At 72.7% G+C, this 14,319-nt stretch carries 13 protein-coding genes; 9 read left to right on the plus strand and 4 right to left on the minus strand.

The features are described from left to right. The first annotated feature begins 27 nt into the window (after positions 1–27). The 4 genes from AB0C01_RS17645 (at position 28) to AB0C01_RS17660 (ending at position 2,481) form a co-directional block, all read left to right on the plus strand. On the plus strand, positions 28–246 hold the full coding sequence (locus AB0C01_RS17645; protein ID WP_357571618.1) for a hypothetical protein: 219 nt from the start codon (positions 28–30) through the stop codon (positions 244–246). 43 nt (positions 247–289) lie between these two features. Further along, positions 290–1,057 carry an SGNH/GDSL hydrolase family protein gene (locus AB0C01_RS17650; protein WP_357243071.1) on the plus strand — a complete coding sequence of 256 codons (768 nt, stop codon included), beginning with the start codon at positions 290–292 and terminating at the stop codon, positions 1,055–1,057. 2 nt (positions 1,058–1,059) lie between these two features. Further along, positions 1,060–1,506: a hypothetical protein gene (locus AB0C01_RS17655; protein ID WP_357571619.1), complete on the plus strand. Its 447-nt coding sequence runs from the start codon at positions 1,060–1,062 to the stop codon at positions 1,504–1,506. Positions 1,507–1,578: 72 nt separating this feature from the next. Then, complete coding sequence (locus AB0C01_RS17660; RefSeq protein WP_357243077.1) at positions 1,579–2,481, plus strand: sulfurtransferase; 903 nt, start codon at positions 1,579–1,581, stop codon at positions 2,479–2,481. Positions 2,482–2,542: 61 nt separating this feature from the next. On the opposite strand, the gene AB0C01_RS17665 is transcribed toward AB0C01_RS17660, so the two are convergent. The 3 genes from AB0C01_RS17665 to AB0C01_RS17675 form a co-directional block, all read right to left on the minus strand. Then, the gene (locus AB0C01_RS17665) at positions 2,543–3,727 is read right to left on the minus strand and encodes a hypothetical protein (RefSeq protein ID WP_357571620.1); all 1,185 of its coding nucleotides are present in this window, start codon (positions 3,725–3,727) and stop codon (positions 2,543–2,545) included. Next, the gene (locus AB0C01_RS17670; RefSeq protein ID WP_357571621.1) at positions 3,724–4,272 is read right to left on the minus strand and encodes a SigE family RNA polymerase sigma factor; all 549 of its coding nucleotides are present in this window, start codon (positions 4,270–4,272) and stop codon (positions 3,724–3,726) included. The genes AB0C01_RS17665 and AB0C01_RS17670 overlap by 4 nt, the downstream gene beginning before the upstream one ends. Positions 4,273–4,339: 67 nt before the next feature. Continuing rightward, positions 4,340–4,921, minus strand: a complete 582-nt coding sequence (locus AB0C01_RS17675) for a TetR family transcriptional regulator (protein WP_357571622.1) — start codon at positions 4,919–4,921, stop codon at positions 4,340–4,342. 106 nt (positions 4,922–5,027) lie between these two features. Between AB0C01_RS17675 and AB0C01_RS17680 the strand changes: the two genes are divergently transcribed. Further along, positions 5,028–6,185: an FAD-dependent oxidoreductase gene (locus AB0C01_RS17680; protein ID WP_357243089.1), complete on the plus strand. Its 1,158-nt coding sequence runs from the start codon at positions 5,028–5,030 to the stop codon at positions 6,183–6,185. On the opposite strand, the gene AB0C01_RS17685 is transcribed toward AB0C01_RS17680, so the two are convergent. Further along, complete coding sequence (locus tag AB0C01_RS17685; protein ID WP_357571623.1) at positions 6,182–7,408, minus strand: MFS transporter; 1,227 nt, start codon at positions 7,406–7,408, stop codon at positions 6,182–6,184. The genes AB0C01_RS17680 and AB0C01_RS17685 overlap by 4 nt on opposite strands. A gap of 118 nt (positions 7,409–7,526) precedes the next feature. Between AB0C01_RS17685 and AB0C01_RS17690 the strand changes: the two genes are divergently transcribed. From AB0C01_RS17690 to AB0C01_RS17705, 4 genes are all read left to right on the plus strand, one after another. Further along, positions 7,527–9,314, plus strand: coding sequence for an HSP90 family protein (locus AB0C01_RS17690; RefSeq protein WP_357243095.1), 1,788 nt, complete (start codon positions 7,527–7,529; stop codon positions 9,312–9,314). A 2-nt stretch (positions 9,315–9,316) separates the two neighbouring features. Continuing rightward, complete coding sequence (locus tag AB0C01_RS17695) at positions 9,317–12,157, plus strand: hypothetical protein (RefSeq protein ID WP_357571624.1); 2,841 nt, start codon at positions 9,317–9,319, stop codon at positions 12,155–12,157. Positions 12,158–12,260: 103 nt separating this feature from the next. Further along, complete coding sequence (locus tag AB0C01_RS17700; RefSeq protein ID WP_357243101.1) at positions 12,261–12,860, plus strand: TetR/AcrR family transcriptional regulator; 600 nt, start codon at positions 12,261–12,263, stop codon at positions 12,858–12,860. Positions 12,861–12,931: 71 nt separating this feature from the next. Next, on the plus strand, positions 12,932–14,269 hold the full coding sequence (locus tag AB0C01_RS17705) for a biotin carboxylase N-terminal domain-containing protein (RefSeq protein ID WP_357243104.1): 1,338 nt from the start codon (positions 12,932–12,934) through the stop codon (positions 14,267–14,269). The last annotated feature ends 50 nt before the right edge of the window (positions 14,270–14,319 follow it).

The raw sequence follows: 14,319 nt of genomic DNA on the forward strand, positions 1-14,319 counted from the left end.
GCGTCACTGTCGAAGTTGGCGCCCAGGGTGGCAACCATCGGTGATCAGCGCGACGTCTGGAAGGGCATCAAGTTCGCCGAGCAGGCCGAGCCGGCGAGCCTGCGGGACATGCAGATCATCAACGCGCTCATCAGGGCGGGGTCGACCGGCCGGAGGCCCAACCCGCGACTGCGCCGGACGATCCGGCCCGCCAATGACCTCCGCCACGTCGCCCGATCGGGGCACTACCCGCCGCGCCCGCGGTGACAGACTGGTCGCCGCAGGCAACGAGCGGTGTGAGGGGGCGCGGGTGCGCTGGCGCAGTTTTGTCGCGGTCGGGGACAGTTTCACCGAAGGCATGGATGACGCGTACCCGGACGGCACCTTCCGGGGCTGGGCGGACCTGGTGGCGACCCGCCTCGCCGCCGAGGCAGGACCCGACTTCCGGTACGCGAACCTGGCCATCCGGGGTCGGCTCTTCCCCAGCGTGGTAGCCGAGCAGGTGCCGTCGGCCGTGGCGATGAAGCCGGACCTGATCAGTTTCGCGGCCGGCGGCAACGACGTGCTGCGCCGTACCTTCGATCCGGACACGCTGGTGTCCCGCTTCGACGAGGTGGTCCGGCAACTGCGTTCGGGCGGCGCGGACGTGCTGCTCTTCCGGTTCGCCGACGTGATGGCCCGACTTCCCGGCCAGCGCCTCGTCGCCCCCCGGGTGCAGTTGCTCAACCAGGCCGTCGGTGAGACCGCCGAGCGGCACGGCGCGATCATGGTCGACCTGTACGCCGACGACGTGTTCCTCAACCCGATGCTGTGGAGCACCGATCGGTTGCACCTCTCCCCGGCAGGTCACCGGCGGGTCGCGGGGCAGGTGTTGAACGCGCTCGGGGTCGGTTGCGACGAGGAGTGGCTGATGGTCCCGCCGCACCCGGCGCCGTCGCCGTGGTTGGCGGCCCGTGCCGCCGACGTGCGGTGGGCCGGTCGGCACCTCGCACCCTGGGTGAAGCGACGGCTGACCGGCCGGTCGTCCGGCGACACCGTGACGGCGAAGCGCCCGCTGCTCGGGCCGATCGTCGACTGACCGTGCGCACGCTGCACACCGCTCCACTGCTGCGACGCACCGCCGATGGTGCGTCGCAACCCGATCACGCCGTGCTGGTGAGCGGGGACCGCATCGAGGCCGTCGGACCGCTGGCCGACCTGCGCGCGGCGTACGCGGATGTCCGGGTCCGCCGGTGGCCCGGCACCCTGGGGCCGGGCCTGCTGCACGACGCCCCGCTGCCGGCAGCGCCCACCCCACGCGAGCGGGTGCACGCGTTGCTGCGGACCGGGGTGACAGCGGTGCTGGCAGAGCACCTGGCCGACCCGGCGCTGCGGGTCGCCGTCGACCGGGGCGACCTGCTCGCGCTGCCCGCCGCGGTGTCGCCCACGCTGCGTACCGGTGCGCGCGCCGATCTCGCGGTTCATGCCGCCGACGGTGTCTGCCTGGTGACCGTGGTCGCCGGCCGGATCGCCCACCGCCGCGCCTGAGGCCCGTCACGTGCGCTCCGTCGCACCCCGATGGCCGTTCACCGGCCCGGGTTACGGCGTAGTTTGGGGATCATGTCTGTGCCGAACGATCCTGATCCCCGCCTTCAGTCGTACGCGGATCCGCAACGGCTGGTCACCACCGAGTGGCTGGCCGAGCACCTGGGCGACGAGGGCCTCGTGGTTGTCGAGTCCGACGAGGACGTACTGCTCTACGAATCGGGTCACATTCCCGGTGCTGTCAAGGTCGACTGGCACCTGGAGCTGAACGACCAGGTGACCCGCGACTATCTGGATGCCGAGCGCTTCGCCGAGTTGTGCGCCGCGAAGGGCATCGGCCGGGGTGACACGGTCGTCTTCTACGGCGACAACTTCAACTGGTGGGCCGCGTACGCCCTCTGGGTGTTCTCGCTCTTCGGCCACGCCGACGTGCGGCTGCTCGACGGCGGCCGGCAGAAGTGGATCGCCGAGGGGCGCGAGGTGACCCGCGACAAGCCGGCCCGTCCCCGCGCCGACTACCCGGTGCCGCTGCGCGACGACGCGCCGCTGCGGGCCTACCGTGAGCAGGTCATGGCGCACATCGCCGCCGGCCGGCCGCTTGTCGATGTCCGGTCGCCGGGTGAGTACACGGGCGAGACGCTGCACATGCCGGACTACCCGCAGGAGGGCGCGCTGCGGGGCGGCCACATCCCGGGCGCGGTCAGCAAGCCGTGGAAGTCGGCCGCCAACGAGGACGGCACGTTCAAGTCGGCCGACGAGCTGAAGGCGATCTACGCCGACCAGCTCGGGCTGAGCCCCGACGACGACGTGATTGCGTACTGCCGGATCGGCGAGCGGTCCAGCCACACCTGGTTCGTGCTGCGGCACCTGTTGGGCTACCCGCAGGTGCGCAACTACGACGGCTCGTGGACCGAGTGGGGCAACCTGGTCCGGGCACCCGTCGTCAAGGGCGACCAGCCCGGTGGCCTGGCCGCCTGAACGGCGCCGGTATCGGTGTGGACCGTCCCCGCGCGATGCCCTGTCGCGCGGGGACGGTCGTTCAACCAGCGACTGCGATCACGCCACGCAGATCGCGGATGATGCCGGTGACCTCACCGGTCTCCGGGTTCCAGCGGGCCAGCGCGGCCGGTTCCAGCCGGAGCAGCACCGCACCCTTGTTGTCCCAGCCCAGCACCTCGCAGCAGCCCTTACTGCGCTCCCGGCCCAGGTCGAGCAGGTGGGACACGGCACCGGTCCGCGCGTCCAGCACCGCCGTCCCCTCGGCGCCGTCGATCTCACCGCTGGTGATCCATGCCGCGCTGGCCAGCCGCCCGCCGTGCAGCCAGCCCCGGCCGTAGAACTCGTTGATCTGGTACGGCGAGGGCAGTCCGTCGGTGGTGATCCGCTGTTCGGAACGGATCGTCGCCTCGCGGGCGGTCCGGGTACGCAGTTCCAAGCCATCTCGTTCGCCGATCAGCTCGACCAGCGGCGCCTCCCGACCCGCCTCCGGGTCGGGCGCGGCCAGGACCCAGGTCGACACGTCGATCCTGCTCGCCGCCCCGGTGGCCCGGTCCACCGCGTACGTCCGGTCCTCGCCGCCGACCAGCACCCGGTCGTTCGCCCAGACAACCAGCTCCAGATAGCCGTCGAGGGGGATCCGGCGTACCTGCGCGGTGGTGAGGTCGACGATGACCAGTTCCTTGGTCTGCGCGAACGCCGCCGACTTGCCGTCCGGCGACAGCACTCCCGGCTTCACGGCGGGTGCCTCGTTGTAGCCCGCATCCCGGGTGGGTTGCAGCGTCACCACGTCGAGGCTGCGTACCACGCCGTCGTTGCCGAGCACCCGCACCGGACCGTCCGCGCGATTTTCCTCGTCTGTCGGCTGGAACAGTGCCAGCGCCCGCTGGACCGGTCGCTCGGAGAGCGCCACGGTCGCCGGGCCGCCGAGCCGGGCGAGTGGATCGGGTGCGAAGGTCAGCTCGGCGGGTGGGTGCTGCACGGGATCGCCGTGCGTGGGGACGGTGGTCGGGGTTGGCGCCACCGTGAGATTCGGTGGTGGATCGGGCGGTCGTAGGGCCGCCACCACGCCGCCGCCGACAAGTGTCACGGCCAGAGCGACAATGCCGACGGCCCGTCGGGTCCGTCGCCTGCGCCGAGCCCGGTCCCAACCGGCCGTTGCCGGTTGGCTGGGCAGAACGTCCTCGACAGTGATGGTCAGCAGCCGCCGCAGGTCCTGTTCGTTCACGGGTTCACCTCCAAGCCGGCGGCCAGATCGGCCGAGCCCTGCCGTGGCCGGGCGTCCCGGGCGAGGTCCGGGGCGACCTCGCGGAGGCGGCGCAGCGCCGCATGACACTGGCTCTTCACGGTGCCGACGGTCACCCCGAGTGCTTCGGCGGTGGCGACCTCGGTCAGATCCTCGTAGTAGCGCAACACCAGGACGGCCCGCTGCCGGGGCGGCAGCAGGCTCAGTGCGTCGTGCATGGTCAGCCGTAGCGCGCCGTCCCGGTCGTGGGTCACCCGGTCCGGTGGCGTGGCGCTCAGCCATTCCCGCCGTCGTCGACGCCACCACGACACGGCATCCCGGTAGAGGATGGCCCGCACGTACGCGGAGGGGTCGCCGTCGCGGACCGACGCCCAGCGCAGCGCGAGCTTGAGCAGGGCTTCCTGGAGCAGATCCTCGGCCTGATGCTGGTTGCCGCAGATCAGGTAGGCCGCACGCAGCAGCCGGTGTTGGTGGTTTTCCACGAAGGCGAGGTAGCCGTCCCGGCCGTCGTGTCCCGTCGGTGCCATCCGCCCCCTCCCGGCCGTCGCGTTGGGCGTCACCTGCCAGACGCACGGGGAGGGGTAAATGGTTGGGTCAGTTTTCCGGCATCCCGGTCAGGTAGCGCTGCAGAGTCGGTGCGATCCAGGGGACCAGCTCCTCGGCCGGCGCGTCCACCATGGGTGGCAGGCGGACGATGTACCTGGTGAAGGCCAGGCCGAGGATCTGGCTGGCCACCAGACCGGCACGGCGGGCGGTCGTCGCGGGATCGGTGCCGAAGCTGGCCACGGCGGCGGCGAGCTGATCGACGAAGATGCCGCGCATGCGCTCGGCGGCGCCCGGGTTGGTGCTGGCGGCCCGGAGTAGCGCCACGAGCGTCTCGTCGCCCTCCCAGCGGGCGAGGAAGTGCCGGATCAGCACCTCGCCGAGGTGAGCGGGCGGCACCGCGGCCAGATCGGGCAGGCGGAGGTCGAACTCGGCGGCCGCCGCGAAGAGCCCCTCCTTGCTGCCGTAGTAGCGCATGACCATCGAGGGGTCGATTTGGGCGTCCGTGGCGATGGCCCGAATCGTGGCGCGCTCGTATCCGTCCGCCGCGAAGCGTTCCCGCGCCGCCCGCAGGATCGCCGCCCGGGTGGCGTCGGAGCGGCGGGGGTGGGTCGGTTGGGTGGACGCGGTCATGCCGACGACCGTATGCCAACAACTGTTGACACACAATCAGCAGCGCCATAGCGTTGCCAACAAGTGTTTGCCAACGCCTGTTGGCAACGGTTCTCCGGAGGTGGCCATGCTGCCCGAGAGCACGGATGTGCTGGTGGTCGGCGCTGGTCCGACCGGTCTCGCCACCGCGCTGACGCTGGCCCGACGCGGGATCGAGGTGACCGTGCTGGACCAACTGGCCGTGCCGCCGACGACCTCCCGTGCGGCGGTCGTGCACGCGTACACCCTGGAGGTGCTGGACCGGGTCGGCGCCGCGGCGCCGCTTGTCGCCCGGGGGATCCGGTCGCCGCGTTTCACCGTCCGCGACCGGGACCGGGTGTTGCTGACGGTGCCGTTCCACGAGTTGCCCTCCCGCTTCCCCTACGCGCTGCTGGTCTCGCAGTCGGTCACCGAGGAGGTGCTCACCGCGCAGTTGGCCGCCCTCGGCGTCCGGGTACGACGGCCGTCCCGGCTGACCGGCCTGAGCCCGACCGACAACGGGGTGCTCGCGCGGATCGACGGGACGGAGCTGCGCGCCCGGTACGTCGTCGGTGCCGACGGCTTGCACAGCACCGTCCGGCAGGCAGCCGGCATCGGCCTCACCGGCCCCCGCGACGAGGAATCCTTCGTGCTCGCCGACGTGCGGGTGGACAGCGTCCTGCCCGGCGACGAGGTCGCGCTCTTCCTGGCCCGGTCCGGCCCGCTGATCTGGGCGCCGCTGCCGGACGGAGTGGTCCGGCTGGTGGCCGCAGTGGCGACGGCTCCGGCGGATCCGGATGCGGCGTTCCTCCAGGCGCTGCTCGACGAGCGCGGCCCGGCGCGACGACCCGACCGGGTGACCGAGGTGCTCTGGGGCTCCCGGTTCCGGGTGCACCACCTGATCGCCGACACCTTCCGAGCCGGATCGGTGCTGCTGGCTGGGGACGCCGGGCACGTGCACAGCCCGGCCGGCGGTCAGGGCATGAACCTCGGCATCTGCGACGCGGTCGCCCTCGGCACCGCCGTGGCGGACGTGCTCGACGGAGGCCCGGAATCGCTGCTCGACGATTACAGCGCCGGGCAGCGGCCGATGGCCGAGGACGTGCTGAGTTTCGCCGCCGGGCTGACTCGACTGGCGACCGTCTCCCCGGCCCGCCGTCCCGCCCGGGACGTGCTGATCCGGCTGCTCGGCGCGCTACCGCCGGCCCGCCGGAAGGTCGCGCTACGCCTGTCCGGGTTGTCCCACCGGCAGCCGGCGTCCGGCTAGGCGGCCCCGCTGGGGCTCGGCACGCTGGGCGCGGTCCGCAGTGTCCGCCACGCGGCCACTGTGACAAGTGCGAACGTCAGTGCCGCCGCGCCGACCACCGGCACCGTGCCGTACGCCGCGGCGGCCAGGCCGGCGAGCACCGCCCCGACCGGTGCGGTGAGCAGACCGACCATCCGCTGGGCCGCACCGACCCGGCCGAGCAGCCCGGCCGGCACGTACCGCTGCCCGTACGACGCGCACAGGCTGTTCCACACCACGGTCCCGGCGGCGAAGACGGCCAACGCGAGGCCACCGAGCACCGGATCGCGGGCCAGCGCGAACCCGGTCAGCGCCACCGTCTGCGCGGCGAGCACGGCGCGCAGCGCCGGCAGGGTGCCGACCCGGGCGGCGAGCCGGCCGGCCCCGAGCGCCCCCGCCACACCGCCGACGATGGCGGCCGCGGCGAACAACCCGTACCCGGCGGGTGGCACCCGCAGCACGTCGAGCGCATAGAGCACCTGCACCGCGATGATCCCGCTGATCACCAGGTTGCTGGCGGCGGCGAGCACGGTGACCCGCCACAGTGTCCGGTGGCCGCGCAACCAGCGCACCCCCTCGGCGATCTCGCTCCCCACCGACAGGCGTCGAGTGCTCGCGCGGGGAACCGCGACCGGAAGCGGCGCCAGGGCCAGCACGAGCAGGGCGGCGGCGGCGAAGGTGACGGCGTCGAGGGCGAACGGCAGGGCCGGGGCGACGGCGAAGAGGACACCGGCGGCGGGTGCGCCGAGGAAGCCGCCGGCCACCGCGGACCCCGCCTGAAGCCGACCGTTCGCCCGGGGCAGCGCGTCCGGGGGCACCAGCGCCGGAAGCAGGGCGAATGACGCCGAGTCGAAGAGCGTGCCCAGCGCGGCGAGGAGGAACGCGGCCAGCAGCAGCACCGCGACGCCGACCCGGTCGAGGGCGACCGCCACGGCCAGCGCCGCCACCACGGTGGCGCGTACCCCGTCGACCAGAGCCATCGTCCGACGGCGGTCCCAGCGGTCCGCGTACACGCCCCCGAGCAGGCCGAACAGCAGCGGCGGCAACTGACCGGCCACGGTGACCGCCGCGATGATCCGCGGGTCGCGGGTCACGGTCGCGGCCAGCAGGGCCAGTGCCGGCGTACGCAGCGCGTCCCCGAGCCTCGACGAGACGGCGGCGGACCAGAGCAGCCGGAAGTTTCGGCCGAGAGGAGGGGAGGTCATCCGGTGACCGTGCGGGTTCGACCGGGTCGAGGGTCAAGCCGCCGGACGAAAGAGGGACGCGCCTGTCGGTGATCATCGGTACGGTGAGCGCCGGCATTGGACCGGGGAGAAATCAGTCGTGGACCACACTTTCCAGGTCGACCTACGTGGCGTGGTCGATCTGCTCAGTCATCATCTCTACGGCAGCCCGCGGGTCTACGTCCGCGAGCTGCTCCAGAACGCGGTGGACGCGATCACCGCCCGACGTGCGGTCGAGCCGGACGCGCCGGCGTTGGTCCGCATCGAAACACCGGACCGCACCGGGGACGGCACGCTGCGGGTACACGACACCGGCATCGGCCTGACCGAGGCGCAGGTGCACGAGCTGTTGGCCACCATCGGCCGCAGCTCGAAGCGCGACGAGCTGGGGTTCTCCCGGCACGAGTTCCTCGGCCAGTTCGGCATCGGCCTGCTGTCCTGCTTCCTGGTGGCCGACGAGATCCAGGTGCTCACCCGGCACGGCGACGATCCGACCGTTCGCTGGACCGGGTACGCCGACGGTCGCTACGCGGTGACGCTGGCCCCGCCGGAGGCCGCCCGCGCCGAACCGGGCACCACTGTGACGTTGGTGCCCCGCCGCGACGCCGACCAGTGGTTCACCACCCCGACCGTCACCGACCTGGCCCGACTCTTCGGGGCGCTGCTGCCGGTCACCGTCCGCGTCGGCGACGTCGTCACCACCACCGGGGCACCGCCGTGGCCGACCACGCCGGGTGCGCCGCTGGACCGCGCGGCGTTGGTGCGGTACGCGCGGGAGACGCTCGGCGTCGACCCGTTCGACGTCCTGCCGCTGGCCGTGCCGGAGGCCGGGCTGACCGGCGTCGCCGTCATCCTGCCCACCCCGGTGAACCCGGCGGCCCGGGCCGGGCACCGCGTCTACCTCAAACGGATGCTGCTCACCGAGAACGCCGACGGGCTGCTGCCCGAGTGGGCGTTCTTCGCGCACTGCGTGGTGGACGCGACCGAGCTGCGTCCGACCGCCAGTCGGGAGGCCCTCTACGAGGACACGCTGCTGACGGCGACCCGGGAGGCGCTCGGCGACCAGGTGCGCGGTTGGCTGGTCCGGCTGGCGCGGCACGACCCGCACCGGCTCGCGCAGTTTCTCCAGGTGCACCACCTCGGCGTGAAGGCCCTGGCGTTGCACGACGACGAGATGCTCCGGCTGGTCGACAGGTGGTGGCCCATGGACAGCAACGTCGGCACGCTCACCCTCGCCGAGTTCCGCGAGCGCTACGGCGTGGTCCGCTACGCGGCCAGCCTCGACGAGTTCCGTCAGCTCGCCGCCGTGGCCGCCGCGCAGGACCTGGCGGTGGTCAACGCCGGCTACACGTACGACACCGAACTGATCGAGCGGCTGCCGGTGGTGGACCGCTCGGTGCTGATCGAGCGGCTGGAACCGAGCGACCTCACCACCCGCTTCGACGCACTCGACCCGCAGGTGGAGTTGGCGCTGCGCCCGTTCCTCACCGCGGCGCAACGGGCCGTCGAACGGTCCGGCTGCGAGGTGGTCATCCGGGCGTACGAGCCGGTCTCGCTGCCCGCGCTCTACCTGGTGAGCCGCACGGCCGCGTTCAACGACCAGCTCGCGGCCAGCCGGGACCGGGCCGACGACCTGTGGGGCGGGGTGCTCGACGCGCTCGCCGCCACCGCGCCACCGGACCGCCCGCAGTTGGTGCTCAACCACCGCAACCCGCTGGTACGACGGGTGGCCTCGCTGACCGACCCGGAGCTGGTGGGGCTCGCCGTCGAGGCGCTCTACGGGCAGGCGCTGCTGCTCGGGCACCATCCGATCCGCGCGGCCGACGCCGCCCTGCTGAACGATTCCTTCCTCGGCCTGCTCGGCCGGGCCGTGCCAGGACAGGAGTGACCATGAGCGACGAGGATCTGTGGCGGGTGCTGCGCGGCATCACCGACATGCCGTACGGGGCGGGGCAGATCGCCGCGCTGGAGCAACTGCTGCGTCGGGTCGACGCCGCCGACGACCGGCACCTTGCCTTCGTCACCCGGATGCAGGCCACCGAGGGCTACATCTACGGCGGCGAGCCGGCGAAGTCCTTCGTGACCTTCTCCTGGTGCCTGTCCGAGTTCGACCAGGATCCGCAGCCCTACCACCAGCGTCACCTGCACAAGCTGCTCTGGCACTTCAAGTACATGGTCAACGGCCTGCTGAACTTCCCGGAGGTGCCGCTCGACCGCACGTACGCCGTGCTGGACGACATGGAACGCCGCTACCGGGAGGGCGGGCACAGCCTGCGGACCGTCCACAAGTACCGGTTCCGGATCGCCGACCACGTGGGCGACGCGGAGGCGGCCGCGCACTGGTACCGGCTCTGGCAGACCACCCCGAGCGACGACCTCTCCGACTGCGCCGGCTGCGATCCGACGAGTCAGGTGGAATACCTCGCCGACACCGGGCGGGACGCCGAGGCGGTGGAGCTGGCCGAGCCGGTGCTCGCCGGCCGGCTCAACTGCAACGAGCAGCCGCAGGCGATCCTCACCGCGCTGCTCCTGCCGTACCTGCGGACCGGGCGGGGCGACGAGGCGCGGGACGCGCACCGGGAGGCGTACCGCCGGTTGCGCGGCAACCTCGCCGACCTGTGGGAGATCGGCGACCACGTCGAGTTCTGCACGGTGACCGGCAACGGGGCGCGGGCGGTCGAGCTGGTCGAGCGACACCTGGACTGGTTGGACCGGCCGCCGTCGCCGGCCGCCGCCATGCACTTCGCGGCGGCCGCCGCCGCAGCACTGCGTCAGGCCGGCGAGTCGACCGTGTACCGCCGGGCCGCCGAGGGCCGGCCGGCCGCCGAGGTGTCCGCGGCGGCGCTGGCGGACGAGCTGGCCGAGACCGCGACGAGTCTGGCCGTCCGCTTCGACGCCCGTAACGGCACCGCCCACCAGTCGGAGTGGGTCGCCCGTCGGCTGGCGGTGCGGGCGAGCGGGGAGCATCTGCCGCTGTCGGCGAGCGTCCGACGCCCGGTCGGTCGGACCGCCGACCGGGCGGAGCGGGTGCGGTCCGGCAAGGGTGAACGACCCACCGTCGACCTGCCCGCCGACGCCGGCCCCGACGACCTGCTGGACCTCGCGGACCAGAGCTGGGGTCGACACGACCAGACCACCTTCCGGGCGGCGCTTGTCGCCTTCGACGAACGGTTCGGCTCCGCCGAGCTGCCCGCACGTACGTCCGCGCACCGGTTGGCGCTGCGGGCGGGCGAGCGTGCCGACGAGGAAGACCTCGAGAGCGCCGTCGAGCTGAACCGGGCGGCGCTGAAGTTGTACCGGGAGGTGGGCGAGGACGTGCCCGCCCAGGTGGTCGCCGGGCGGCTCGGCGTGCTGTTGGCCCGGTCCGACGAGGGCGCCGAGGAGGGGCTGATGCTGGTTCGCGAGGCGGCCGAGGCCCTGGACCGGTCCGGCGACGCCCGGGAGCGGGCGGGCGGACACGTCCGGTTGGCGTCGGCGCTGCTGCAGCGGGAACGCTGGGCGGACGCGCTCGCCGCGCTCGACCGGGCACCGGCCGACGCGGGCGGCGACCGGCATCTGCTGGCCCGGATCGCGACGTACCGGGCGCACCTGCTGGAGCAGTTGGACCGCGTCCACGAGGCCCGCGCCGCCGTCGACGAGGCTCGCCAGCTCGGCCGTGAGCTGGGTGTCGGCGAGGTGATCGTGACCGCCTGCCTGGCCCACGCGCGGATGGCGGACGATCCGGCGGACGCCGTGGCTGCCTGCGACGAGGCGTTGGAGGCGGCACCGGCGGACGCGGAGCTGCCGGTCCGAGTCGCCCGCGCTCGGGCCTTGCAGTCGGCCGGCCGGGCCGTCGACGCGGTGGACGACTTCGTCGAGGCGGTGACGCTGTGCGTGGAGCAGGGTGCCGGGGGGGATGCGATCCTGCGGTGGGAGCTGGCGAACGCCTACCAGATGGTGGGCCGGCTCGCCGAGGCCGCCGAGGTCGCCGAGGAGGCCGTGCTCGGTCTGGACCGGATGGGCGCCCAGGCCGAGGCCGACCGCTGCCGACACCTGTTGGCCGGCGTCTATGCCGGGCTCGGCGAGGTTGACCCGGCGTTGGCACTGCTGGAGCAGTTGGCCGTCAACCTGGACGGACCGGACAACCTCCCCTACCGGGCTCAGGTGCTGGAGGAGGCCGGCGGGATCCTCTTCGACGCCGACCGGGACGCGGTGGCGGGCGAGCGGTTCGCCGCCGCGGCTGAGGAGTACCGGCGTGGCGAACTGCCGCTGGACGAACTGCGCGCCCGGCGACGGGAGGCGTACGCCTGGTTCTGGGCCAACGACCGGGACGCGGCGGTGCGGGCCGTCGAGGTGGTCGACGCGGTGGCGGCGACGTTGGCCGGGCAGGCCGAGCCACCGGTGACGTACGAGCTGGCGATGGCAGCCGAGGTCGGAGCACGGGTGCTCATCGGGGAGGGTCGACTGGACGAGGCGTTGGGCCGGCTCGACGGGGTGCCCGACCGGTTGCGGTCGATCGGGGCGTTCAGTGAGGCCGCCATGGCCGAGCGCCTCGCCGGTGAGCTGCTGCTACGCCTGGACCGCCCGGCCGAGGCGGAGGTGCTCCTGCGCCGGGTGCTCGGTGGGTTGCCGGTGGACGCGCAGCCGGTCCGCCAGACGGCCTGGCTGCTGGCTCGTGCGCTGGATCTGCTCGATCGGCCCGCGGAGGCCGCCGCACTGCGTGCGGAGCACGATCTGGACGAGGACGACTGACCCGGAACGGGCCGCCCCCCGGCCAGGTCAGGGGCGGCCCGACCCGGTGCGAGCGAAACTCACCGGCAACCACCACTGCCGGTTTGCGGTCTAGGCTTGCCCGGTGACGGTGGAGCAGCAGGCACGGGGCGCGGCGGGTGCGGGCCGGCGCAGGTCCCGCAAGGACGAGATTCTGGAGATCGCGGTTGGTCTGTTCGCCGCCCGTGGCTACCACGGTGTGTCGATGGATGACATCGGCGCGGCCGCTGGGGTCACCGGTCCGGCGCTCTACCACCACTTCGCCGGCAAGGAGGCGATGCTGGCCGCCGCGCTCATCCCGGTGAGTGAGGGGCTGCTGGCCGGCGGGCGGGAACGCGCGGCCGGGCACCCGGACGCTCCGCGCGAGGTGCTGGAGTCGCTGATCGACTTCCACGTCGAGTTCGCGCTGGCCAACCCTGCGGTGATCGCGTTGCACCTGCACGAGTTGGACCGCCTGCCGGAGGAGCCGCGGCGACGCATCCGTCGCCTGCAACGGCTCTACGTCGAGGAGTGGGTGACAGTGCTCACCGCGCTGCACCCGGGCATGCCGGATGGGGAGGCGCGGGTGCTCGCGCACGCCGCGTTCGGTCTGATGAACTCGACCCCGTTCCTCGGTGGCGAGGTGGACCGGCGGCGTCGCGCCGAGCTGCTGCGCGGGGCGGCCCTCGCCGCGCTGCTCGCCTGAGCCGACTCGTCAGAAGCAGGCCGGTCATGATTCCCTGACATCGTCCCACCATCCGGACGCCGGGAGGAAACATGATCGAGTCACTGTTGGTCGCCAATCGGGGCGAGATCGCCCGCCGGATCATCCGTACCGCCAAGCGCCTCGGCATCCGCGCGATAGCGGTCTACTCGGAGGCGGACGCCGACCTGCCGTTCGTCGTCGAGGCCGACGAGGCGGTCCTCATCGGCCCGCCGAACCCGGCGCAGAGCTACCGCAACACCGAGGCGATCCTGGCCGCCGCGAAGTCGACGGGTGCCCAGGCCATCCACCCCGGGTACGGCTTCCTGTCGGAGAACGCCGAGTTCGCCCGTACCGTCGAGGCGAGCGGCCTGATCTGGGTCGGGCCCGGCGCGGACGCGATCACCGCGATGGGCGACAAGATCAATGCTCGGAACCTGATGGCGGCGGCCGGCGTCCCGGTCGCGCCCGGCACCACCGACCCGGCGGCCGACCTCGACGCGGCCGTGACGGCGGCGGCCGAGATCGGTTACCCGGTGATGGTCAAGGCCGCGGCCGGCGGTGGCGGCATGGGCATGGGCGTGGCCGTCGACGAGGCCGCGCTGCGCACCGAGTACGACAAGGTACGCGCGTTCGCCGAGCGGATGTTCGGCGACGGTTCGGTGCTGATCGAGCGGTACTTCCCCCGGGTACGGCACGTCGAGGTGCAGATCCTCGGCCTGGCCGACGGCCGGGTGGTGGCGCTCGGCGAGCGCGAGTGCTCGGTGCAGCGGCGCAACCAGAAGCTGGTCGAGGAGTCCCCGTCGCCGGCGGTCTCACCGGAGCTGCGGGAGCGTTTCCTGGCGGCGGCGGTGCGCGCGGGTGAGGCGGTCGGCTACCGCAACGCCGGCACCGTGGAGTGTCTGCTCGATCCAGCCACCGGCGAGTTCTTCTTCCTGGAGATGAACACGCGGTTGCAGGTGGAGCACCCGGTGACCGAGTACGTCTACGGCATCGACCTGGTCGAGGAGCAGTTGCGGGTGGCGTCCGGGCTGGCGCCGACGTTCGACCCGGACGCGTTGACCGCGCGTGGCCATGCCATCGAGATGCGGATCAACGCGGAGGACCCGAAGCGCTTCCTGCCCGGCCCTGGCGTGATCAGGACGTGGGTGGAGCCGACGGGCGAGGGGGTCCGGGTGGACTCCGGCTACACCGAGGGCAACACCGTCACCCCGTTCTACGACAGCCTGCTGGCCAAGCTGATCGTCACCGGTGCGACCCGGGACGAGGTGCTCGAACGGGCGAAGACGGCGGTCGCGGCCTTCCAGATCGAGGGGCCGAAGAACAACGTCCCCTTCTTCAGTGAGCTGCTGGAGAATGCGGAGTTCCGCTCCGGCGTCTACGACACCGGCATCGTCTCCCGCATGCGCTGACCCCTTCTTGATCAATGTGACCGTTGGTCGGGTGGCATGCTGGGAGACGT

The sequence above is a fragment of the Micromonospora sp. NPDC048905 genome (assembly GCF_040649655.1).
Classification (GTDB): domain Bacteria; phylum Actinomycetota; class Actinomycetes; order Mycobacteriales; family Micromonosporaceae; genus Micromonospora.

Excerpts from the sequence above, each read along its gene's own strand:
- AB0C01_RS17705 (WP_357243104.1), top strand. The coding sequence starts at position 12,932 with ATGATCGAGTCACTGTTGGTCGCCAATCGGGGCGAGATCGCCCGCCGG.
- AB0C01_RS17675 (WP_357571622.1), bottom strand. The coding sequence starts at position 4,921 with ATGACCGCGTCCACCCAACCGACCCACCCCCGCCGCTCCGACGCCACC.
- AB0C01_RS17695 (WP_357571624.1), top strand. The coding sequence starts at position 9,317 with ATGAGCGACGAGGATCTGTGGCGGGTGCTGCGCGGCATCACCGACATG.
- AB0C01_RS17670 (WP_357571621.1), bottom strand. The coding sequence starts at position 4,272 with ATGGCACCGACGGGACACGACGGCCGGGACGGCTACCTCGCCTTCGTG.
- AB0C01_RS17680 (WP_357243089.1), top strand. The coding sequence starts at position 5,028 with ATGCTGCCCGAGAGCACGGATGTGCTGGTGGTCGGCGCTGGTCCGACC.
- AB0C01_RS17685 (WP_357571623.1), bottom strand. The coding sequence starts at position 7,408 with ATGACCTCCCCTCCTCTCGGCCGAAACTTCCGGCTGCTCTGGTCCGCC.
- AB0C01_RS17660 (WP_357243077.1), top strand. The coding sequence starts at position 1,579 with ATGTCTGTGCCGAACGATCCTGATCCCCGCCTTCAGTCGTACGCGGAT.